At 44.7% G+C, this 23,250-nt stretch carries 20 protein-coding genes; 11 read left to right on the plus strand and 9 right to left on the minus strand.

Annotated features, from left to right (window positions below):
* Nucleotides 1–40: 40 nt before the first annotated feature.
* Both F893_RS04825 and F893_RS04830 read right to left on the minus strand, forming a co-directional pair.
* Complete coding sequence (locus F893_RS04825; RefSeq protein WP_004729551.1) at nt 41–1,261, minus strand: acetate/propionate family kinase; 1,221 nt, start codon at nt 1,259–1,261, stop codon at nt 41–43.
* A 450-nt stretch (nt 1,262–1,711) separates the two neighbouring features.
* The gene (locus F893_RS04830) at nt 1,712–2,977 is read right to left on the minus strand and encodes a glutamate-5-semialdehyde dehydrogenase (RefSeq protein WP_034435911.1); all 1,266 of its coding nucleotides are present in this window, start codon (nt 2,975–2,977) and stop codon (nt 1,712–1,714) included.
* Nucleotides 2,978–3,299: 322 nt separating this feature from the next.
* Here F893_RS04830 and F893_RS04835 point away from each other — a divergent pair, with 322 nt between their 5' ends.
* On the plus strand, nt 3,300–4,637 hold the full coding sequence (locus F893_RS04835; RefSeq protein WP_005250696.1) for an alpha/beta fold hydrolase: 1,338 nt from the start codon (nt 3,300–3,302) through the stop codon (nt 4,635–4,637).
* Nucleotides 4,638–4,665: 28 nt separating this feature from the next.
* Here the strand turns inward: F893_RS04835 and F893_RS04840 are convergent, their stop codons facing one another.
* Both F893_RS04840 and nagZ read right to left on the minus strand, forming a co-directional pair.
* On the minus strand, nt 4,666–5,529 hold the full coding sequence (locus F893_RS04840) for a class I SAM-dependent methyltransferase (protein ID WP_005250698.1): 864 nt from the start codon (nt 5,527–5,529) through the stop codon (nt 4,666–4,668).
* Between the two features lie 123 nt (nt 5,530–5,652).
* A complete protein-coding gene (nagZ, locus tag F893_RS04845) occupies nt 5,653–6,675 on the minus strand; it encodes a beta-N-acetylhexosaminidase (RefSeq protein ID WP_005250700.1) in 1,023 nt (340 codons plus the stop codon).
* A 199-nt stretch (nt 6,676–6,874) separates the two neighbouring features.
* Here nagZ and F893_RS04850 point away from each other — a divergent pair, with 199 nt between their 5' ends.
* From F893_RS04850 to F893_RS04880, 7 genes are all read left to right on the plus strand, one after another.
* Nucleotides 6,875–9,061 carry a carboxy terminal-processing peptidase gene (locus tag F893_RS04850; RefSeq protein ID WP_005250702.1) on the plus strand — a complete coding sequence of 729 codons (2,187 nt, stop codon included), beginning with the start codon at nt 6,875–6,877 and terminating at the stop codon, nt 9,059–9,061.
* Between the two features lie 434 nt (nt 9,062–9,495).
* On the plus strand, nt 9,496–11,352 hold the full coding sequence (locus F893_RS04855) for a putative bifunctional diguanylate cyclase/phosphodiesterase (RefSeq protein WP_005250704.1): 1,857 nt from the start codon (nt 9,496–9,498) through the stop codon (nt 11,350–11,352).
* 144 nt (nt 11,353–11,496) lie between these two features.
* Complete coding sequence (locus F893_RS04860; RefSeq protein WP_004647433.1) at nt 11,497–13,089, plus strand: peptide chain release factor 3; 1,593 nt, start codon at nt 11,497–11,499, stop codon at nt 13,087–13,089.
* A gap of 111 nt (nt 13,090–13,200) precedes the next feature.
* Nucleotides 13,201–14,025: a hypothetical protein gene (locus F893_RS04865; protein ID WP_005250706.1), complete on the plus strand. Its 825-nt coding sequence runs from the start codon at nt 13,201–13,203 to the stop codon at nt 14,023–14,025.
* A 44-nt stretch (nt 14,026–14,069) separates the two neighbouring features.
* The gene (locus F893_RS04870; protein ID WP_005250708.1) at nt 14,070–15,032 is read left to right on the plus strand and encodes an RsiV family protein; all 963 of its coding nucleotides are present in this window, start codon (nt 14,070–14,072) and stop codon (nt 15,030–15,032) included.
* Nucleotides 15,029–15,850, plus strand: a complete 822-nt coding sequence (locus F893_RS04875; RefSeq protein WP_005250711.1) for a TatD family hydrolase — start codon at nt 15,029–15,031, stop codon at nt 15,848–15,850. The genes F893_RS04870 and F893_RS04875 overlap by 4 nt, the downstream gene beginning before the upstream one ends.
* Nucleotides 15,851–15,976: 126 nt before the next feature.
* Entirely contained in the window at nt 15,977–16,783 is an 807-nt protein-coding gene (locus tag F893_RS04880) for an enoyl-ACP reductase FabI (protein WP_005250713.1), read from the plus strand.
* Nucleotides 16,784–17,021: 238 nt separating this feature from the next.
* Here the strand turns inward: F893_RS04880 and secB are convergent, their stop codons facing one another.
* From secB to rsgA, 4 genes are all read right to left on the minus strand, one after another.
* Nucleotides 17,022–17,480 carry a protein-export chaperone SecB gene (gene secB, locus F893_RS04885; RefSeq protein ID WP_005250715.1) on the minus strand — a complete coding sequence of 153 codons (459 nt, stop codon included), beginning with the start codon at nt 17,478–17,480 and terminating at the stop codon, nt 17,022–17,024.
* Between the two features lie 38 nt (nt 17,481–17,518).
* Nucleotides 17,519–17,773: a glutaredoxin 3 gene (gene grxC, locus F893_RS04890; protein WP_004278388.1), complete on the minus strand. Its 255-nt coding sequence runs from the start codon at nt 17,771–17,773 to the stop codon at nt 17,519–17,521.
* A gap of 21 nt (nt 17,774–17,794) precedes the next feature.
* Nucleotides 17,795–18,202, minus strand: a complete 408-nt coding sequence (locus tag F893_RS04895) for a rhodanese-like domain-containing protein (RefSeq protein WP_004278386.1) — start codon at nt 18,200–18,202, stop codon at nt 17,795–17,797.
* A 93-nt stretch (nt 18,203–18,295) separates the two neighbouring features.
* Nucleotides 18,296–19,354: a ribosome small subunit-dependent GTPase A gene (gene rsgA, locus F893_RS04900; RefSeq protein WP_005250717.1), complete on the minus strand. Its 1,059-nt coding sequence runs from the start codon at nt 19,352–19,354 to the stop codon at nt 18,296–18,298.
* 124 nt (nt 19,355–19,478) lie between these two features.
* Here rsgA and orn point away from each other — a divergent pair, with 124 nt between their 5' ends.
* Nucleotides 19,479–20,036 carry an oligoribonuclease gene (gene orn / locus F893_RS04905; RefSeq protein WP_005250719.1) on the plus strand — a complete coding sequence of 186 codons (558 nt, stop codon included), beginning with the start codon at nt 19,479–19,481 and terminating at the stop codon, nt 20,034–20,036.
* Between the two features lie 42 nt (nt 20,037–20,078).
* On the opposite strand, the gene F893_RS04910 is transcribed toward orn, so the two are convergent.
* On the minus strand, nt 20,079–20,330 hold the full coding sequence (locus F893_RS04910; RefSeq protein ID WP_005250728.1) for a hypothetical protein: 252 nt from the start codon (nt 20,328–20,330) through the stop codon (nt 20,079–20,081).
* A 185-nt stretch (nt 20,331–20,515) separates the two neighbouring features.
* Between F893_RS04910 and F893_RS04915 the strand changes: the two genes are divergently transcribed.
* Together F893_RS04915 and F893_RS04920 are read left to right on the plus strand one after the other, a co-directional pair.
* A complete protein-coding gene (locus tag F893_RS04915; protein WP_005250733.1) occupies nt 20,516–21,286 on the plus strand; it encodes a tRNA threonylcarbamoyladenosine dehydratase in 771 nt (256 codons plus the stop codon).
* A gap of 94 nt (nt 21,287–21,380) precedes the next feature.
* On the plus strand, nt 21,381–23,210 hold the full coding sequence (locus F893_RS04920) for a tetratricopeptide repeat protein (protein ID WP_005250734.1): 1,830 nt from the start codon (nt 21,381–21,383) through the stop codon (nt 23,208–23,210).
* Nucleotides 23,211–23,250: the final 40 nt, after the last annotated feature.

The raw sequence follows: 23,250 nt of genomic DNA on the forward strand, positions 1-23,250 counted from the left end.
GCAGAATAATAAAAATCAGTTAAAAAGTGGCTAAGCCTGCTTATGCAGGCGTTACCTCAGCTTTAGACTTTTTTGCAGTATTGCGCTCCACTTCAAGTTCAACAACACTTTGAACTTCTTGTGCGATACGGCCTTCTTCATCTGTTGGCACTACCCAGATTTGTGGGCCTGTGCCTGAATCGATTCGGCCTTCGGTACCGCGTTTCAATTCATTGTTGGCGTTTTTATCCAGATTGAAACCAAAATGAGGCAGGTAAGTCATGGTCTTTTCACGGATATATGCAGAGTTTTCGCCAATGCCACCAGTGAAAAACAGACCATTAAGACGTGGCAGACCACAGCTCAACGCTGCCAGAGACTTAGCTAAACGGTAGCAGAATACTTCAATCGCCAGTGCGGCATCTTCATTGCCTTGCTCTGAGGCTTCAATCAGGGTGCGCATGTCATTCGACAGGTCAGACAAGCCCAAAAGACCACTTTGGCTATTCAGCATCTTGTCAATTTTATAAATATCCCAACCCAGGTTTTTCGCCAGGAAGCTATGCAGGCTTGGGTCGACATCGCCACTGCGTGTGCCCATAACAATGCCTTCAAGCGGGGTTAAGCCCATTGAGGTATCTACACTTTTCCCATTCCAAACGGCACAGGTCGAGCTACCATTACCTAAATGCGCGGTTAACCAGCCACCTTGTTTGAAACTGCCTGCCAGTTCAGAACCGCGCTCTGAAACATAGGCATGACTAGTCCCGTGGAAACCATAGCGACGTACACCATGAGCGGTATATAAGAATTTCGGCAGGGCATAACGATAAGCATGCGCTGGCATGGTTTGGTGGAAGGCAGTATCAAATACCGCCACCTGTGGTAATTCCGGGAATAAACGTTTGGTAGCTTCAATGCCAATCAGATGAGCCGGATTGTGTAATGGCGCAAGCGGTGTTGCTTCACGAATTTTTTCAATAATTTCGTCATTGATCAGTTCAGCCTTGGTCAGGCTGCCCCCATGTACCACACGGTGACCGATCGCATCAGGACGGTAGTTGGCTAGACGTTCCAGACCGACTTCGAGTGCTTTTTTGTGGTCAGCAAATGGAATGTGGATATCGACCGGCTCATTGCCAACTGTCACACCTTTAATGCGAGCATTCTCTGTGCCTAAGTTCTCAGCTAAACCATGAATACGGAAATTCTGCTCCTCAAGAAGTAATGCAAACTTGATTGAAGAAGAGCCACAATTAATAACTAATACTGATTTAGACACGATTGATTACCCAATTTTTAATTAAAATTCTCGTCCATTTGCTTGACCCAATTGCGGACAGTGAAGCAGCAATCCAGATCAATGAATATGTTTTAACATTTGTTTTTTTTCTGTCCTAGATAGACTTTAGCAGATTAGACTTAAGCATTATCGACCGATTTAACAATAATAACTAAAATTTATCAGTTCATAGTTTTCATTTATAAATAAAATGATGATGAAAATATAATCAATAAGAATACTCAATTCTGCTTAAATTTAATTTTAGAACAGATTGGTTTTTAGTTTAGCGCCTGAAAAGGCAAATATTGTTTCTAAATACAATTCTATAAAGAGATTCATTAATAAAATGACCTGAAGGCTCTGATCCATCTATTTCAGTGTCAATTTTTCTGTCCATAAAAAAACAGCCTCATAAGTGAGGCTGTTTTAAATGAGCGATCTGAATACTTATTGGCGAATCTGACCATCACCAAAGACAATCCATTTCTGCGAAGTCAGGCCTTCAAGACCGACTGGGCCACGAGCATGGATTTTATCGGTCGAAATCCCGATTTCTGCGCCTAAGCCATATTCAAAACCATCTGCAAAACGAGTAGAGGCATTGATCATGACCGAACTTGAATCTACACCCGCCAGAAATTCGCGTGCCAGACTGTAGTTTTCCGTAATAATAGAATCAGTATGATGCGAGCCATATTTGTTAATGTGCTCAATGGCTTCTTCTATACCAGAAACAACTTTGATCGCCAGAATCGGACCCAGATACTCGGTATACCAGTCTTCTTCAGTGGCCGTAATGACTGCATCTCCAAGAATACGCTGGGTTTCCCGGCAACCACGCAGTTCAACTTTTTTCTCTTGATATAGCTCTGCGATGCGTGGTAAGAATTCTTCAGCAACTTTTTCATCAACCAGCAGGGTTTCCATGGCATTACATACGCCATAACGATGGGTTTTGGCATTGAGCGCAATAGGCAATGCTTTCAACAAGTCCGCTTGTGCTTCTACATAGACATGACAGTTGCCATCTAAATGTTTAATGACCGGTACGCGTGCTTCCTCGGTAATCCGTTCGATCAGGCTCTTGCCGCCACGAGGCACAATCACATCCACATATTCGGTCATGGTAATCAACTGGCCCACTGCAGCGCGGTCAGTCGTATTTACCACCTGTACGGCAGCCTCAGGCAAGCCTGCGACTTTCAGGCCATGCTGAATCGCGACTGCAATTGCCTGATTCGATTCCAGAGCTTCTGAACCGCCCCGTAAAATAATGGCATTGCCTGATTTGAGCGCGAGTGATGCCGCCTCCAACGTGACGTTAGGACGTGACTCGTAGATCATGCCGACCACACCTAAAGGCACACGCATCTTGCCCAGTTGAATCCCGGATGGGCGATAAGCCATATCACTAATTTCACCAATTGGATCTTTCAGGCCAATGACATCTTTTAGGCCCTGTAACATACCTTTAAAGCGTGCGGGGTTGAGTTCTAAGCGATCAAGCAGGGCTGAGTCCAGATTATTGTTATGCGCCTTGGTCATATCTTTCTGGTTAGCAGCCAAAATAGTAGTTTGACTATTTTCTAAAGCCGTATAAATAGCGGATAACGCATTATTTTTAGTTTGGGTGGACGCGCGAGCCAAAATGCGAGACGCTTGGCGTGCCTGCTGTCCTACCGTTTGCATGTATTGTTCAATAGACTCTTGCATAGCGGTTTGATCACTTAGAAATTTCATTTCGATATTAACAGCCTGCTGCTGCACAATGAAGCCCATCTATTAAAAATCATCCGTTTTCGCAGACTTCTAAACATTTTGAAATTGTTTTCTGTTTAAAAGCAGATAAGTGGTCACTGAAGCGGTTGCTTGTGAAAAGCAGCTCTGTATAGAATGAAACACGCGGCATTGATGTCATTTATAATTATTAAAGAGCAGGATGCGTGTTCAGGCACACCGGAATGTGCCTGAAATATAAGATCTGTTAAGCATGACTTGCACAATAAAAATAAGGCAAGGACGGAGGAAAAGGAATATGAATTCCATTATCCACATGGACACCCATGTATTGGAACAACATAGCCACGATGGTTTTTTTGATCTTTATGATAAGCACAGTTTTAAGCAGCCGCCACGTACGACCTGGATGGACGGCTGGAAAATCGAATATATGGCGATCGCCCGTCCGGATACCTTACATTTAAGACCCATGGTGATTATTGGGGGAGCTTTCCAGAATTTTAATTCCTACAAATACTGTGTAGAACAGCTTTTTGATGCAGGTCCCATCATTCTGATTGACCTACCGTCCATGGGGGCCAACCAGCAGATTAGTAATGTCGATACGGGGCTGTCTGCCGGAACACTGGAGCTTGAAGACCTTGCTGCGATGCTGGGGCGCTGGCTGGAACAGATGCAGCTGCCGCAAGTGGCAATTCTAGGCATGTCCTTGGGTTCAGTGGTGGCTTCCTGTTTGGCAGATCAGCGTCCTGAACTGGTCGATCGGATGATCCTGATGGGTGTGATGCAGAAAACCCGTAAAAGCTGGCGAATGCTGCTGGAAGAGTCTTTGCATCTAATGAAAGAACAGCGTATGGATGAATTTGGTCAGGCCGTCATTTTGTACCTGGTGAATCATGCACGTTTAACAGAAACCCGGATGTCACCGACTGCAAAGCGTTTGTTCTTTAAACAGATGGCGGAATTTACGGCCACCGAACAGGATCGTTATGATATCAATTGCAACCGTTTATTGCGTCTGACCAATGTGCCGATTCCACAGTGCAAAGTGCTGGTGGCATGTGGGCAATATGACAGTTTTACCTTGCCACATGAGAATGCCAATTTTGCCCTGCAATGTCCGAATATGCAGTATGTACAAATTGCAGGCGCCGATCATGTACCGCAGTTACAACGTCGTAAAGAAACCATGCATCTGTTTGCAACCTTCTTACGTGATGAACCGGTCGATCAGTTGCCGGGAATTATTCCGTTTAGCCCTGAGCAGATACAGCAGCTTGAACGTCGCGGTGAAGAGCGGATTCAGGTGCAAGATTCACAGCGTTTCCTCAGTCATCGTCATTCTGATCTCATTTTAAAAGCAGAGATCGTGGACATGAATTTCTTTGGGGTATTGCTGGAGTTAGATGTAGAACAGGCAGTATGCGCAACAGCTTATCCACGTGATCTGGCCTTGCATCTGGAAGATGAAGTTGGGGAATTTCAGATTGAGTGCCTGATCTTTGAACAGGATGACACCCAGCTGCGTGCCTTATTCAAACATGGCAGTTTTGAAGTCGCAGAACGCTTATTACGCTTTGTACAAATGCAAAAAGTACTTTCACAAACTGAAGTATTTGATACAGCAATTTAAAAAAACATCACCATAAAAAACAGCGTGCTTAAACGCTGTTTTTTTTCACTGCATGAATCATCCAGACCAGATCACCTAAATGTTCATCTTGTTCTGGTGCCGGGTTTGGCTGACGAGGCTCGGCAAAATAACGTTGTGGTTGTTGTACCTCAACCTGGTCAAATCCTGCATCTTGAAAAAAGTGCTGCAGTTCTTGGGGGGATTTAAAATGAAAGGTGAACGCACTACGAGACATGAATTTAAGCAGACGGCTACTGCTCCAGATAAAATTCGCCAGTTTATTTTTCACCGGTTCGGGATAAATATCGCTGAGATAGTGAACTGCCGGGAAATACTGCGCATTTTCTGTAATACCTTGCATCAGAATACCTAACATACGCTGATCAAAATAATTAATCAGTCCTTCGCTAATGACCACTAAGGGCTGGTTGCGGTCAAACATCTGAAAAATACAGTCCAGTTCTTCACTAAAAATATCGGCAGTCAGGACTTCAGGGGCATACTGATCGATCTGCTGTAAAGCCTGCGTCTTGATCTTGGCCATATCCGGCAGGTCCAGTTCACGATAATTAATCTCGGGGAATTTCTGTCTGAAATTCCAGCTGCGTGGAGATAGTCCGCAGGCAATTTCAAGAACCTGAAGTTGTGGATGTTGCTCAATTAGTTGACACAAATGCTCATCAATCATCTGATGGCGCTGCTTAAGTGTAGTCCGCATGCTACCGCCGACATGGCGTTCTGCCCAGGATTCAAGGGGATGAAGCAGTTTGGCCAGAAACTTGCCTTTGGATGTAGCAAAGGCTGGATGTGAGATTCCCATTTGATACCAGATATAGCCGGTATAGTGCGCCGTAAAAGAAATATGGCGATGTTGCGAAAGTGAGTCTGTCATATTTGTTCTGACCTTATTGTTATTTTTAAGTTGATTAAATAATAGTGTAACCTTTTCATTACTATAATGAAAAAGGAACACCTTGTCGTGTCCCTTTTTCATATTGATTGGATTTAAAAAGTTTTAGCTGGATTTCTGTTTAAATGCCAGTATTTCATCACGGATCTCGCGCCATTCTTCACCCAGATCCAGTTCGTCACCAATCTGGATGTTCGGGATGTTGCCGCGCATGCGTTCCAGGCGTTGCTGGTTCGGGAGGGGCAAATCAACAATCCCTTCCAGTGCAATACATTGTGCTGCACGATCATTGCAGACCAGACCCATATCACAACCAGCTTTGAGTGCGGCCTGAATTCGGGCATCGGCACCGCCTGCGACACATGCGGCCTGCATGCTTAAATCATCCGAGAACAGGACACCGTCAAAACCAAGCTCCTGACGTAAAACTTTCTGAATCCAGAATTCAGAGAAGCCTGCCGGATTGGGATCGACCTGACTATAGATGACATGAGCCGGCATCAGCGCATCCAGTTGTGGTTGCAGTTGGATAAATGTTTGCATGTCTTTTTGCTGGATTTCTGCATAGGAGCGCGTATCAATTGCTGCAGCAACATGCGAGTCTGCTTTAACCGAACCATGACCTGGGAAATGTTTACCGGTTGAGGCCATGCCGGCACGTTTCATACCTTTTAGAAATGCGCTGGCGAGTGGAATAATGTCCTGAATATTTTGGGCAAAGCTACGATCACCGATCACATCACTGATGTCATTCAGGTCCAGTACCGGTGCAAAGCTGAAATCAATTCCGACAGCCAGTACTTCAGTCGCCATCAGCCAGCCGCATTTTTCAGCCAGTTCAAGGGCACGCTGTGGATCGCTCGTATAAAGTTCGCCAAATTTCCCCATGGCAGGCAGCAGGGTAAAGCCTTGTCTTAAACGCTGTACACGACCGCCTTCCTGATCCACTGCAATTAAAATATCAGGACGCACCTGACGCATATGATCGGTCAAAGCACGGACTTGGGCGGGAGATTCGATATTGCGACCAAATAAAATCACTCCACCGACTTGCGGCGCACTTAATAGTTCAATATCTTCTTGAGTGAGGGTTGTGCCTGCGATGTCGAGCATCAATGCGCCAATCATATGCGGAATCCGTTTTAGAGTTTTCGGAGAAAACAATACCTGAATTCTGCAATGATTTGCTACACTTTGTCAGCACAGAATATGATAAAACTACACGACATAAACATATTAAGTTGTTTAAGATGCTGAATACGTTAAATTCTGGTCGAAAAGCAACACGGTCACATTGGTCTCTAGGCCAAGGAAGTACGAATTATTTATGAAATTTCAAACTATAGCTTGCGCAGTTGCGATTGCGACAGGTGGATTCTTTTTTACCCATGTAGTGAATGATGCGATTGCGGCCAATAGTAATGAAGTGGTCAGTAAAGCAATTCAGCCATCTCAAGAGCAGGCGCTGGTGTCACGTCAGCTGGCAACCCTGGTTGACCGTCAGCACTATTTAAATATGCGTCTGGATGCCCAGACTTCCCAGCGTATTTTTGATTTCTATATTGATAGTCTTGATCCGGAACACAGTCTGTTTCTGGCCCCAGAAGTTGAAAACTATAAGAAACGCTATGGTGCCAATTTTGGTGCCAATCTGAAAGCCGGCAATTTGTCTGGCCCTTATGAAATGCATGCGCAATATCAACAGCGCTTGCACCAGTTCTACACCTATATGTTGAATGAACTGAAAAAACCGCAAAATCTGAATCAGCCGAATGTTTATATCGAAACGGATCGTGAAAAAGCGCCGTTCTTTAAAACTGAGGCTGAACAGCGCGCGCATTGGTCGAAAATGCTGGTGTCTCAGCTGATCAATTTGACCATCAGTAAAGAAGAGGAATTGGCCAAGCAGAAAGCCCTGAAAGCCAATCCGGAACTGGCGAATGGACAAGACCTGACGGGTCCTGAAGATCTGACGCCTGCGCAAACCTTAACCAAGCGTTATACCCGTCAGCTGGAACGTCTCAGCCGCATCAAGAGCGATGATGTGCTCGACAAGACACTGAACGCGATGATGCTGACTTATGATCCGCACAGTAATTACTTCCCGCCTGTGGATGCGATGGAGCTGAATCGTCAGACGACTTTACAGCTGGAAGGCGTCGGCGTATCGATTCGTCCAGAACGTGGCAATGAAGATTACACCAAGATTGAAACCATCGTTGAAGGTGGTCCGGCCAGCAAATCTGGTCAGGTGAAATCAGGGGATCGTATCATTGGTGTGGCACAAGACGGCGAGCAGATGGTCGATGTCATTGGCTGGCCAAGTAATGAAATTGTCGGTCTGATTCGTGGTAAACGTGGCACGAAAGTGACTTTACGCTTACTCGGTGCGGGTGCTGCCATGGGGCAGGCACGTAATGTGACCATTACCCGCGATGTGATTCAGGAAGAAGATGCCGGTGTACGTACGCGTGTAGTCGACATTCAACGCGATGGCAAGAAATATCAATATGGTGTGATCGAAATTCCATCGTTCTACCTGAACTATCGTGCACGCCGTGCCGGTACCGATTATCGTTCGGTGTCTGAAGATACCAACAAAGCCTTGAAAGAGCTGGCAGCGAAGAATGTTGCCGGGATTATTGTCGATTTACGGAATAACCCAGGTGGTTCACTGGAAGAAGTGGCGCGTATGTTGGGGCAGGTGATCAAGTCTGGTCCAGTGGTGCAGATCCGTGATGGCAATGGCAATGTCAGCGTCTTTGAAGATGATGATGGCGGTGCACAAACTTATGCTGGTCCATTGGCAGTGATGGTGAATCTGGCCTCTGCATCGGCCAGTGAAATTTACTCAGCTGCGATTCAGGATTATGAGCGCGGGATTGTGATTGGCAGTACCACCACCGGTAAAGGTACAGCACAGGTACAACTGGATAGTCTGGCGCATGGTCAGGCGACATTGACGCAGCGTAAATTCTACCGTGTGACCGGTGGCAGTACCCAAAATAAAGGGGTTATTCCGGACATTAAACTGGTTGATATTTATAACGAAGAGTTTGGTGAGCGTAAGGCTAAAAATGCCTTGCAGTGGGATACCATTCCAACGGCACCATTTAAACGTGAAGGTGCAGTACAGAAATACGTTCCTGAATTGGCTAAACTTTCTCAGCAAAGGGTCACACTGGATTCTCAGTTCAAGTATTTAGAACAGCGTAAAGCCGTGATGAAGAAAGCCGAAGAAGAGAAACGTCAGGTACTGGACTTACAACAGCGTAAAGCTGAGTTGATTGCCATGGAGCAAAAAACGCTGGACGCAGAAAATACTCGTCGTGCTGCAACAGGTCTGAAACCTTATCCAAACTGGGAAAGTTATCAGGCTTCGCTGGATGCCTTGATTGAAACACGTGCCAAGATGAAGGCCAAAGAACGTCCGGCTCTGCCTGAAGAAGAAGCGTTTGTGATTGAAGCGGCAAATGTGTTACTGGACTATGCCAAATTACAGGCAAAACCCTAAGTTTTAGCCTCATTGGTCGTTGATAAAAATAGCCTGTTTCGACAGGCTATTTTTTATTTTGCAAATCTGCACAAAAGACCAAATAAAATTTTGCTATGAAGTGCCATCTGTCTAAATAAAAAGAAAAAAATTGTGATGGTGATCGAATAAATGAGCTAAAAAAATGAAGCTAAATATTTGCTTAAATTTGAAACACTTCTAATATATAAGTTGTATTTTATTTTTCTGTTGAGTTTTATTTTTGGGGCAATTCTCAACTTCAAAAGAAAGAAATATAAATTCTAAATTTTAGTTAAGACTGATGTTGTTGCAGACCAATTGGCTTGCATAGATGGTCAGTCTTGAGATTTTACTGAGCTCAAATTTGACCGGGTGAAAATGGAAATATCAGTGCAGAGCATAATAAAAATGATCACCGCTGGGGAACATTTTATATGATTGATATTCAGCATGATATTGGTCTGCTCATCGGGTCCGTTCTTTCTGCATTGGTCGCTTGCTATCTCATCGCACGGATTAAAAAATTTGCTTCAGGCGCTTCACAGCCAAACTTTAAAACCTTCAATTTAATGCTAACCGCCATGCTATTGGGTCTATTCATCTGGTTGATCCATTTTATTGGGCTGACAGCAAGTTTTGTGCTGAATAAATACGAGCTGGATTGGGGGATGCTGCTCCTGTCTGTTCTGGTGATATGCATTGCCTCTATGTTTATCCTCTGGTTAAGTACCAGAAGTACTTGGTCATTTTTCCGGTCAGTTCTCGTATTAGGTGTGATCGCACTCAGCATCTTTGGCATGCACTCTATTAGCATGATGTCATTCAATTTTACTGCCGCCCATATGCAACAGTCACCGGAATTAGTTCAGGCACATGATCAGCTATTTCTGGCCATGATACTGATGAGTGGATTGCTGCTGGTAACGCTGATTTGTATCATCGTGTCCGAACTGCGTGTGGGATTACGCAACCGTCAGCTTGCATGGGCCAATCAACAAATTGAAAATCAAACCATTCAGGACAATCTGACCAAATTGCCTAACCGTTTGTATCTGGTTGAATATGCAAATCTGCTGTTTTCAGGTCAGTCCGAACAGCAGCATGAAATTGCTTTTTTATATATCGATCTGGATCGTTTTAAGGCAGTCAATGATGTGTTTGGCCATCTGGTCGGTGATCAGTTGCTGATTCAGTTGACCACACGGATTCATCAGTTATTGGGTCATCATTCCAAGCTGCTCAGAATTGGTGGGGATGAATTTCTGCTGGTGCTGGAAAATACCTCTGTCGCCAAAGCTGCAAAAATGTCAGAACAGATTCTTGAACTGATTCAGGAAAGTTTCCTGATTGAAGGCAAGAGTATTCATATCTCGGGCAGTATTGGCATTGCCATGTATCCCGAACACGGCAAAAATTTACAGGATTTGCTGGTCAATGCCGATGCCGCGATGCTGAGTTCCAAGTATCAGGGACGCAATACCTATTCAGTCTTTAATTATTCTACCGACCAGGATGAAAGCAAAAGCCAAAGCACCCTGATTAATGACCTATATAAAGCCGTGGAAGAGCAGCAGTTTGTGCTGTTTTATCAGCCCAAGTTTCGGACCAAGGATCGTAGCTTGTGTGGGGTAGAGGCATTAATTCGCTGGAACCATCCCCAGTTTGGTTTGCTCGGCCCGAATCTGTTTATCAATGCGGCTGAAAAAACCGGACTGATTATTCAAATGGGCTATTGGGCATTGGAACTGGCCTGTCAGCAGATTCAAAAATGGCAAGATACACATACTGAATTTTTCCCTATCGCGGTCAATTTGTCTGCGGTGCAATTTGAACATAAGCATCTATTTAGTACTTTAGAAAAGTTATTTGCACAATATAAAATCAGTCCTCAGCATTTAATGATCGAGATTACTGAATCGACTGCCATGCATCATATTGATGTGAGTATGCGCAGCTTTAAGCGTTTAAGACAAATGGGCATCCGTCTAGCCATTGATGATTTTGGTACGGGACATTCAAGTTTTCTCTATTTAAAGAATTTCGCCGTAGATGAGTTAAAAATTGACCGGGAATTTATCAAAAATCTGGCAGTCGGCTCCAAAGAAGAAATGATTCTGGAAAGCATTATTCAGCTGGCCATAAAACTGGGCTTGGTGGTGACCGCCGAAGGTGTTGAAACAGAAGCGCAAGCAGAAATTTTAACCCGGCTCGGTTGTGAACAGTTACAAGGCTTTTTGCTGGGCTTGCCGGGAGATGAACAACGACTAGAAAACTTACAATTCCATGAATAGCGCTCTAATTCATTGAGCGTCAGGATAGATAGACAACATGGCTCACGGAACTCCACCCTGAAACTCTGCTACAATATCGCCAATTTTTTTCATATTGATCGAATTTGATCTCGAATGCTGTGCATTGAGCAGTAGGTGTATTTCATGAGCTTTAAGCAAGAACTGGCGGCACAAGTCGCCCAGCGACGTACGTTCGCTATTATTTCCCACCCCGATGCCGGTAAAACTACCATGACAGAAAAATTGCTGTTATGGGGTCAGGCTATTCAGGTGGCCGGGATGGTAAAAAGCCGTAAATCTGACCGGGCCGCAACATCAGACTGGATGGAAATGGAAAAAGAACGTGGCATCTCGATCACAACCTCAGTGATGCAGTTCCCTTTCAAAGACAAGATGATCAATCTTCTGGACACCCCGGGACATGAAGACTTCTCGGAAGATACCTACCGTACCCTAACCGCGGTAGACTCGGCGCTGATGGTGATTGACGGGGCAAAAGGTGTCGAAGACCGAACCATTAAACTAATGGAAGTGTGTCGGATGCGCGATACCCCGATCATTTCATTCGTCAATAAAATGGACCGTGAAATCCGTGAGCCGCTTGAGCTTCTGGATGAAATCGAAAACGTTCTAAAAATTAAATGTGTCCCGATCACCTGGCCACTCGGTACAGGCCGTGATTTTGCCGGTGTATTTAATTTAATCGAAGAAAAATTCTACGTGTATAAAGCCGGTTTCGGTTCAGTGATTACTGAGATCGAAGTGCGTGATGGTTATGACTATCCTGATCTTCGTGAGAAAGTGGGTGAACTGGCTTGGGCGGCATTTGAAGAATCGCTTGAACTGGTACAAATGGCCAATGAGCCTTTAGACCGCGAAGAATTTCTGGCGGGTCGTCAAACGCCTGTGTTGTTTGGTACAGCCTTGGGTAATTTTGGTGTCGACCATGTTCTGGATGCTTTCAGTCAATATGCGCCATCTCCTAAAGCCCATCCGACCCAAGATCGTGTTGTGGAAGCGGATGAAGAAGGCTTTACCGGTTTCGTCTTCAAGATTCAGGCCAATATGGATCCGAAGCACCGTGACCGTATTGCTTTCATGCGGATCTGTTCAGGCAAGTATGAAAAAGGCTTGAAGATGAAGCATGTGCGTCTGGACAAAGATGTGCGCATCAGCGATGCCTTAACTTTCCTGGCTGGCGATCGTCAGCATCTGGAAGAAGCTTGGCCGGGTGATATTATTGGTCTGCATAACCATGGCACCATTCAGATCGGTGATACATTTACCTCGGGTGAGAAACTTCAGTTTACCGGTATTCCGCACTTTGCGCCTGAAATGTTCCGCCGTGTCCGCTTGAAGGATCCATTAAAATCCAAGCAGTTGCAAAAAGGTCTGAAAGAACTTTCAGAAGAAGGCGCGACCCAGGTATTCATGCCGCAGAATAACAACGACCTGATCGTGGGTGCGGTGGGTGTGCTACAGTTTGAAGTGGTGGCTTACCGTCTGAAAGAAGAATACAAGGTGGATTGTGTTTACGAACCGGTCAGTATCAACACAGTGCGTTGGGTATCTTGTGATGACGAGAAGAAATTCAACGAATTCAAGAAAAAAGCCCATGACCAGTTGTCTGTCGATGGCGGTGGTCATTTAACTTATCTTGCGCCAAGCCGAGTGAATTTACAGCTCATGCAAGAACGTTATCCGGACATCGTGTTCCACAATACGCGTGAACACTAAAATTTCAGGCTTCGCAGCTAAAGTTTAAAAATATCAAACAGCTTCTCCGGAAGCTGTTTTATTTTATGCTACATTTAAGCAATTAATAACTCGATAGATATAGCAAAGAGAATGAAGCTCAGCAAGGAAGTCGTCCTCGGTTCTGTGATTGGTTTAAGTCTTGTCCTGAGTGGCTGTGATCAAAGCGAAAAAGAGCCTGTTAATACTCCGCAAAATGAGAAAATGACCGCAGCTCAGCAGACCGCAGATGTTTTGCCTTATCTGAATATTCAAGAGCAGCCGGCTAAAATTGCCTTGCCATTTTGTGAAAATAAAAACTGTATCAATCTGGATATTCAGACCTTGCATACGGTTGATCCATGGATGAACCAATGGATTGAAAAGCAGCAGGCCAAAGTGATTCAGGATCAAATCGGCTTGAAACAGGACATGAATTTACAGCAGGCGATCAATGCCTATGTAAAAAAATCGGATGCGTGGCAGGCGCAGCTCAATCTGAACAAGGCTTATGAGTTATCGCTATATACCCGTATTCCTTACCAACGCAATCAATATGTATTGATGCAGATTGGGGTCGATACCAAACAGGAAAATGTCAGCGTGCATGAGCGCTATTATTTTTTTGTGGCTGATCGTCGCCAGCAGAAAATGCTAACCCCACTGGATATTGTCGATCCTAAGCAACAGTTAGTAATGGATCAGATTATTCAGCAAGCCTATGATACATGGCTCAAAGAAAACGATCAGCAAGTTCAGCAGAAAGCGCCGAAAAAACTGTATTGGGGACAGGCTGACTGGTTCTTTGATCAGGAAGGCATTGGGCTGCATTTTCGCAGCCATGAAATTAGCAAAGATGCCAAACAACTGGATATTTATTTAACAAAACAACAAACACAACAGGTCTTGAAAGCTGATATCTATCAGCATATGTTTTAAAGCTCATGATCCTGCAAGCGTACAGGTTCCAAAAAGGTGAATGAATGCCAAAATACAAGAATATCTTTTGTCTATCCATCCTGGCATCAGCGATCTTGCTGAGTGCCTGTCAGCCGAAGAGTAATGAGCCGGAAGAATCAAGTGCTTCCGAGGTGCTACAAGCCGAAGCTGAAGCACTTAAACTCAGCGGCGATACCGAAAAGCTCAAGCTGGCGATTCCAGAATGTGAAGACAAAAGCTGTCCGGAAATTTCGATCGAACGTCTGAACAGTAATCAGAGCTTTATTGATGAATGGATCGACCAGCAGATTCTGCAACAGTTGAAAAATATCCTGTCTCTTGATGCGATTGAACCGGCAAAAGTGAGCGCTGCCAGCGAAGCAGACGTTGCCGCCTCTGAACCCAAAGCTGCTTTAGCAACAGTGGTGACACCAAAACAGCAGCTTGAGCAGCAAACTCAACCTTATATGCAAACTTTCTTGAATCTGGATAAAGAGCTCAAGGCCCTGAGTGCCAGTCATAGTATTAGCCTGATGATTAAGCCCAAGATTTTGAATTCAGGAGATCCTTTGGCGACCGTGGTTCTGAACAGCAGTTATTATCTGGGAGGAGCACACGGCGCATCTGCACAGACTTATTATAATTTTGATCTGGAGCAGAAAAAACTGGTTAAGCTGGATGACATTATTGCGGCCAAACAGAAAGCCCAACTGGAAGCGCGTGCTTATGATGCGTTTAAAAACTGGGTGGTAGAATCCAAGCTGGCCAAAGATGTGGCGGAATATGAACAGGCCTGGAAGTTCAAACTCACCGATAATTTCTATCTGGCTCAACAAGGTCTGGTCTTGCAATATGCCGAATATGAAATTGGGCCATATGTGGTGGGCTTGCCACGTTTAATGATTCCTTATGAGCAGCTACAAGGTGTACTGAAACCTGAATATCTGCCTCAAACTGAAAAAGCTGCCTCTGAGGCACAGCCAGCATCTGCTGCAAAAGCCAAATGACCTTAAAACTGTTTGATACGCATACCCATTTTGATGTTCTCGATTTTGATCCTGATCGGGAACAGTTGGCGTATGCGGCCAAAGCGGCAGGTGTCGAGCATCTGGTTCTAATTGGTTTTTTACAAAACCGTTTTGCTGATCTGTTAGGAACTCACGACTTTATCAATGACCTGGAAAATGCACCGCAAAGTCATTTAGCACCGGGCTTGCATCCATTTTATATTGAACAGCATCAGACTGATCATTTACAGGAGCTGGAACAGCTGCTTAAAAATGAGCACTGTATTGCCATTGGTGAAATCGGACTGGATACCTTTTTTAAACAGCACAAACAGGCTGAAATTTTCCAGAAACAAAAAGATTTTTTTGCTGCACAGCTTGAACTGGCACAGCAATTCGATAAGCCGGTTTTGCTGCATATCCGTAAGTCACATGCGGAGGTTTTGCAGATTTTAAAACAGCAGCAGTTTAAACAGGGCGGCATTGCGCATGCCTTTGGTGGTGGGGTTGAGGAAGCCAAAGCCTTTATCAAACTGGGATTCAAACTGGGTATCACCGGGCAAATTACCAATCCAAATGCCAAAAAACTTCATCAAGTGGTGCAGTATGTCGGACCGGAACATCTGGTAGTAGAAACCGACTGTCCGGATATGACGCCGCTTTGTTGTCAAAGTTCAAGCGAGCATCGTACTAGAAATACGCCTGCCAATTTACCTTATGTGTTGCAAGGGCTGGCAAAAAGCCTGCATATGCACAAAGAGGAGCTGGCTGAACAGCTCTGGCAAAATACCCATCAGGCTCTGCATTTGACCATTTAAGTTAATACTCTTAACTCGGTCTTAAATTCCCAGTTCATCATAAATAGAAAAAAGGTGCATTATGCAATTTCTAAAATGCTCCAGACTTGGCATCATGCCATATACATTTTTTTAGGTGAGATTCACATGGCACAAGGACTTTTGGCGGGTAAGCGCTTCTTGATCGCGGGCATTGCGAGTAAATTATCGATCGCTTTTGGTATTGCTCAAGCATTGCATCGTGAAGGTGCTGAATTGGCTTTTACTTATCCAAATGAAAAGCTGAAAAAGCGGGTAGATGACTTTGCTGAACAGTTTGGTTCGAAACTGGTTTTTCCTTGTGATGTGGCAGTAGATGCTGAAATTGACAATGCATTTGCTGAACTGGCTAAACACTGGGATGGTCTGGACGGCGTAGTGCATTCTATCGGTTTTGCACCGGCACATACGCTGGATGGCGACTTTACCGAAATCACGGATCGTGAAGGTTTTAATATTGCTCATGACATCAGTGCCTATAGTTTTATCGCAATGGCACGCGCGGCAAAACCTTTGCTGCAAGTCCGTCAAGGTTGTTTGCTAACATTGACCTATCAAGGTTCTGAGCGCGTGATGCCAAACTATAACGTCATGGGTATGGCCAAAGCGTCTTTAGAAGCTGGCGTACGTTATTTGGCGTCTAGCTTGGGTCAGGAAGGGATTCGTGTGAACGCGATCTCTGCAGGTCCAATCCGTACCTTGGCAGCTTCAGGCATTAAATCATTCCGTAAAATGCTCGACCTGAATGAGAAAGTTGCGCCACTGAAACGTAATGTGACAATTGAAGATGTCGGTAATGCTGCATTGTTCCTGTGCTCGCCATGGGCCAACGGGATTACTGGTGAAATCCTGTATGTTGATGCCGGCTTTAACACTGTTGGCATGAGCGCTGATTTAATGGCGGATGCGGAATAAGTTTTATAAGTCCTCTCTCCCTCAGGGAGAGAGTTAAAGAGAGGGGTTCTAGAATTTTAACTAATTAATTTACCTCTCCCTAACCCTCTCCTAAAAGGAGAGAGAGAATTCCTCCCTTTTTAAAGGGAGGTTAGGAGGGATTGAGTTAAGAAATTAATCTCCCCAAATCTCTCTTTAAAAAGAGGGGCTCAAAAAAAGACCGCATAAGCGGTCTTTTTTTAGATTTGAAGGACAGCGATTAAGCCTGACCATCCACAGCAGCGGCTTGTGCACGTTGCATATTGGCTTCAAATTCAGCATCGAAGTTGATTGGAGTCAATAGCAATTGTGGGAAGCTGCCTTTAGTTACCATATCGTTCACTGCCTCACGTAGGAACGGGAACAGGATATTCGGGCAATAAGCACCCAGGATATATGGCAGACGCTCTTCTTCAACGCCATCAATCAGGAAAATACCGGCTTGAGTGACATCAACGATAAACGCGGTATCACCTTCGTTGGTTGCTTGAACCACGACTTTCAAAGCTACTTCAAAATGAGTTTCATCAATTTTTTCTGCAGAAGAAGAAAGATTGATGTTTAACTCAGGTTGCCATTGCTTGGTAAAAACTTGCGCCCCAGGAACTTCAAAAGAAATATCTTTGGTGTAAATACGCTCTAATGCCAATTGTGGTTGAGCTTGTTGTTCTTCACTCATTTTTTGATCCTTAATATGAAGTGATAATTTTAGTAAGGTTAAGCCAGCAATTCATCAAGTTTGCCTTCACGCTCTAAAGCATAAAGTTGGTCAAAACCACCGATGAACTGATCATTAATAAAAATTTGTGGCACGGTACGGTGATTGGTACGCTGCATCAATTCAAGACGTACTTCAGGCGCTTCTTGAGACAAGTTAATCTCTTTATATGCCACACCCTTACGTTCCAGTAGCTGTTTTGCACGCACGCAATAAGGACACACTGTCGTCGAGTAAATAGTAACTTCAGCCATGATCAATCTCCTGTTCGTGGATTATTTGCTTTTCACCAAAGGTAAACCTTGAGCTTTCCAGTTGCTGACGCCGCCATCAAGACGGTAGGCATCGGCATGACCAACCTGCTGTAATGCAGTACCAGCCACCTGTCCAAGGTTACAAATGAACACCAAAGGGCGATCAGATGCTTTCAGCTCTTCAACATGTTTTGTAATCTGGCTATATGGAATATTACGGCTGCCGCTGATATGACCTTCACGGAAGTCTTTGGCATCACGTAAATCAATCAGCATGGCATTTTTTGCTTTGACTAAAATTCCCAGCGATTGCGGAGAAATTTTGCGACCGTTACGTTGACCTTCGATAATGAAGAACAAAACCACTAATACCGCGAGTGTTCCAAATAAGAAGGGGTGATTCCCCATAAACTCGAACCAACGTTCCACAATTCACCTAATTACAATTTTAAAATTGCCAAGAGTATAGCTCATAAATATGGTGATCAAAATCACCGCTTCAAGGGCCAAGGGTTAAGAAAATTAATTTTTTTGCTGTGCTTCAGTGATTTCGTCGATTAAACGTAAATAGCTGTCCAGTCGGCGCGGTAAAATTTCACCTGCGGCAGCAGCCTGACGCAAAGCACATTGTTTTTCATGCTTATGGGTACAGTTACGGAACTGACAATGGCCGAGCAGGTTTTCAATTTCAGGAAAGCCGCTTTGTACCTTATCTAAAGTCAGATGCCACAGGCCAAATTCACGAATTCCCGGAGAGTCAATCAGGGCGGCACCTTCACCAAAACCGATCAAGCGCGTTGATGTCGTAGTGTGCTGACCAAGTGCCGAGTTTTCCGAAATAATATTGGTTTTCTGTGCGGCATCCGGCACGATCGCATTAATCAGCGTGCTTTTACCCACACCAGATTGACCGACGAAAGCCACCGTTTCATTTTCCAGACGATTAGACAGTGCAGTCAGGTCGCCATCGGATTGGGTCTGCATCACTTCATAACCCAAGTCTTGATATTCTTGCAGCAGATTCAGAATAGGATCGTTTTCTTTTAACAAATCGGCTTTATTCATCACCAGCAGTGCAGGAATATCGGCATCGGCACAAGCCACCAGATAACGGTCGATCAGACCTGGCGCTGGCTCAGGCAGAGGAGCGAATACAATCACAATCAGTGAAATATTGGCCGCTACCGGTTTAACCTTGTGATAACGGTCAGGACGCGTCAATAAGGATTTGCGGGGATGAATCGCGGTAATAATTCCTAAACCGGTATTCGGATCGGCTTGCCATTTGACCCGATCACCCGTTACCAATAAATCCAGATTGGTTCGGGTATGACAGCGCCAGACGCTGTCCAGTTCAATCTCTTTCCAGAAAGGTTCAGGCTCACCATCGGCGACCACAGGTTTTTCAGGGTGAATGTCAGGCGTAGACAAGGCTTGCACTTCAAGTTGACGGCCATAATGCTGTACCACCAGACCTTCAAGATCACTTGAGGTATCCAGTTCTTCTTGACGTGTTTTCTGTTGTTTCTGAATGCGGCGCTGTTGTTGCTCTGTCAGGCGACGCTTACGTATTAAGGCCATTCATATCCCAAAAAACCTGGTAAATCAGATGGCAAAAATAGCATGAAGCAGCCCTAGAATGACACCCAAGATGTAATTAATTTGCTACTATAGTTGTTTTTAAACCCAATAAGATTGCACATTTATGAGCAGCACCGCTGATACCCGCCTGATTTGGATTGACCTTGAAATGACAGGTCTAGACACAGACAATGACCAAATTATTGAAATTGCGACGATTGTAACCGATGACAATTTAAATATTCTGGCAGAAGGTCCTGTGCTTGCGGTGCATCAGTCTGCGCGTATTTTAAATGCGATGGATGAGTGGAATACCCGTCAACATGGCCAGTCTGGTCTGATTGAGCGTGTACGCCGCAGTAAATTGACGGCTCAGGATGCAGAGCAGCAAACCATTGAATTCTTGAAAAAATGGGTAACCCCAAAATCATCACCAATGTGTGGTAACTCGATCTGTCAGGATCGCCGTTTTTTGCACCGTCTGATGCCGGAACTGGAACAGTATTTCCATTACCGTAATCTGGATGTGTCTTCCGTAAAAGAACTGGCAAAACGCTGGCGTCCGGAAATCATGGGTGGTCTGAAGAAAAATGCTTCGCACTTAGCGATGGATGACATCCGTGACTCGATTGCAGAATTAAAATATTATCGTGAATATTTCTTTATCATGAATAAAGATTAATTCCGATGGATGGAGATGGAAAAGAGGCGTAAGCCTCTTTTTTTATTTTACCGAACTGGATTTTTTTCTAGCGTAAAACTGTTCAATACTTTCAAAGCCTACCCACAACACCAATAGCACAATCAGATGATTCTGTGTTTCATAACGCTCAAAGATAACCAAGCCAAATAGTCCTAAAGTGATGAAGCGAATCAGGATACTGAGATAATAGTTTTTGTTCTTTTGACTAATCAGCAAATAACAATACAGCAGGATGCAAACCATATTCAAACCCAAAAGGGTGTTAAATAACATGATATTTCACTCCCTTTGGCGAGATGACATAGGATTAATTTGTTGGTTGTATTTTAATCAATTGTGGGCGAATTGTCGCTCTTATCAGACCTGAATCTTATTTAAATGGATTGAAAATTTAGTGGCGGTAAAAAAATGCCGATTTTGCTAAAATGATCCAGTATTTTTACTGCTATAGATGACCTATGACTGATCTGCTTCAAGATGATGAATATGACCGCCGTTTTGCTGGTGTTGCCAAAATTTATGGAGAAGACAGCTTTAGTCATTATGAAAAAAGTCATGTGATGGTGATCGGTATCGGCGGTGTCGGTTCATGGGCGGTAGAAGCACTGGCACGTAGCGGTGTGGGCGAGCTGACCTTGGTCGATATGGATGTGGTGGCGGCTTCTAATATTAACCGTCAGTTACCTGCAATGAGTACCACACTGGGTCATGAAAAAATTGAAGTCATGGCTGAACGTTGCCGCGCAATTAATCCACGCATTAAAATTAATCTGATCGATGATTACCTGACGCCTGAAAATATCAAAGGAGTTTTAGCAGGTGATCCAGATTTAATTCTCGACTGTATTGACGATGTCAAAGCCAAATTCGCCTTGATGCTACATTGCCGTTTTAACAAGATTCCGTTAATCGTATCGGGCGGGGCAGGGGGTAAATTGGATCCGCTGAAAATTCGGGTCGCCGATTTATCTAAAACCGAACAGGACCCGATGCTGGCCAAATTGCGTGCCCAGTTACGTGCTAAAGGCATCTGTAAAAAGCCCAAAGAAAAATTTGGCATTACCTGTGTCTATTCCATCGATAATCCATTCTCCAGTGCCGATGTCTGTGCTAGTGCCGGTTTGCGCTGCGGTGGTTATGGCTCTGCCGTGGTGGTGACCTCGAGCTTTGCCATGGTCGCTGTGGCGGAAGGGCTGAAAAAGCTCGACAGTAAAAAAGCAAAATCCTGATTTAAAAATAAAAAGCACAGTGTCTGTGCTTTTTTTATGCCTGCGTTTAGAATGACATTTATTCGCAGAACAAAAATAATGTTGTGGAGCAGCTATGTGGTTTTTGCTGGTGCTTATTTTGGGGATTGGGGCTTTGGGGATCTGGATGTGGAAACGTCCGGATCCGGTACAACGTGATCAGGCCAAGGCCGTGCAGCATGATTTATGGATTGAGCAGATTGATGCACAGCTCAAGCATGCGGCGCGCCTGAGTTCGGAGCCACAACAGCAGAATTATGCACGTGCTTATCAGATTTATCAGGGATTGGCTCAGCAACAGGAAATTCCGCAGGCTTATGTCGGCATGGGGCTGATGCATCTGCAAGGTCTGGGACATGAGCAAAATACTGAAAAAGCTATCAGTTATTTAGACAAAGCCTTTCGTTTAGGCAGTGATGAAGCGGCCTATCACTTGGGACAGATTTATGAAGAGCAGCATTATCAAATAGCTGATCCCGAAAAAGCCTTGTACTGGTACCGACATGCGGTGGCACGGGGGAATCTGGATGCGCAGTACCGTATTACTGAACTGTCAACCCATTCAGATACTCCGGACATGGATGCAGAACAACAGCGCATCAGCCTGTTAAAGCAAAATGCCGAACAGGGACATGCCAATTCGCAGTATCAGTTGGCTCAGTATTATTTGGCAGATTCAACAACCCAAGATTTAGTGCAAGGAATTCATTATCTGTTTCTGGCGGCACAACAAGATCATTCGGCCGCTAATCAGCAGATCGCCGATGATTATGGGCATGGACAGATTCTCCCCCAAGACCTGATGCAATCGCTGCAATTTATTAAACGCTGTATCAGTCTCGGTGACCAGAAAGGTCTCTATGATTATTATGCCGGTGTGTTACAAGGCCGTATCGATACCGACCAGCGTCAGCGCGTGTTCCAGCATTTATTGCAGCAGTCCAAAGAACACGCCGATGCACACGCCAAGACCTTAATCGGACTGGCTTATTTTCATGGCTGGTATGTTGATAAAAATGAAACCATGGCATTTCGTTACTGGTCGGAAGCGGCCAACAGTCAGCATGCGCCTGCATTATGCATGATTGCTGCGCTGTATTTTGAGCAGCACCTGGTAGCCAATGAACCGCAAAAAGCATTTGAGTTATATCAGGCTGCCTATCAGCTTAGTCCTGATGATGTGTCTGCAGGGATGGGGCTGGCGCTGTGTTATTTAAACGGTGTAGGCACAGTTAAAGATACGGGCAAAGCCACACAAATGATCCAGAACGCGGCACAACAGTATTGGCAGATTGTGGCTCAGTCTGAAGCGGATCTGATTTATAGCGTCGGCCGGTTTTATAGTCTGGCTGAATATCCATTGCCGACACGTGATAAAGCTGTCCAGTACCTGAATCAGGCGGTTGCGAAAGGTTCGAAAGAGGCGGCATGGTTCCTGTACCAAGCTCTGTCAGGCATTTATCCTGTGTTTATCAATAATGCAGAGTTGGCAAATCGCTATCTGCATCAGGCAGCACAATTGGGTCATGCCCCGGCACAAGCGGAATTGGGTTTAAAGTATCTGAAAGGTCAACAGATTGCGCAGGATATTGCCTTAGGCTTGAGCTATCTGCAAAAAGCAGCCGCTCAGCAGAATGGTGTGGCACTGAATGCTCTGGGTGAAGCCTATGAGCAAGGTCAAGGTGTTGAGAGTAATATTGAGCAAGCCGTGCAGTATTATCAGCAGGCGGCAGCACAGGTGAATGCAGATGCTTATAGCCATCTTGGGCGTTTATATACCAAGGGTATTAGTGTAGAGCGTGATATTGGGATTGCACGGGACTGGCTGGAAAAGGGCAGTTTGCTCGGACATGAACGATCAATTGAATTATTGAAAAATGTGAATGCGTATTTGCAAATGAAATAAACTGGCTCAAATCATACGAGCTAAAAAAACCGCTGTCTAA

Origin of the sequence: Acinetobacter sp. CIP 102136, from assembly GCF_000369685.1 — a bacterium.
Classification (GTDB): domain Bacteria; phylum Pseudomonadota; class Gammaproteobacteria; order Pseudomonadales; family Moraxellaceae; genus Acinetobacter; species Acinetobacter fasciculus.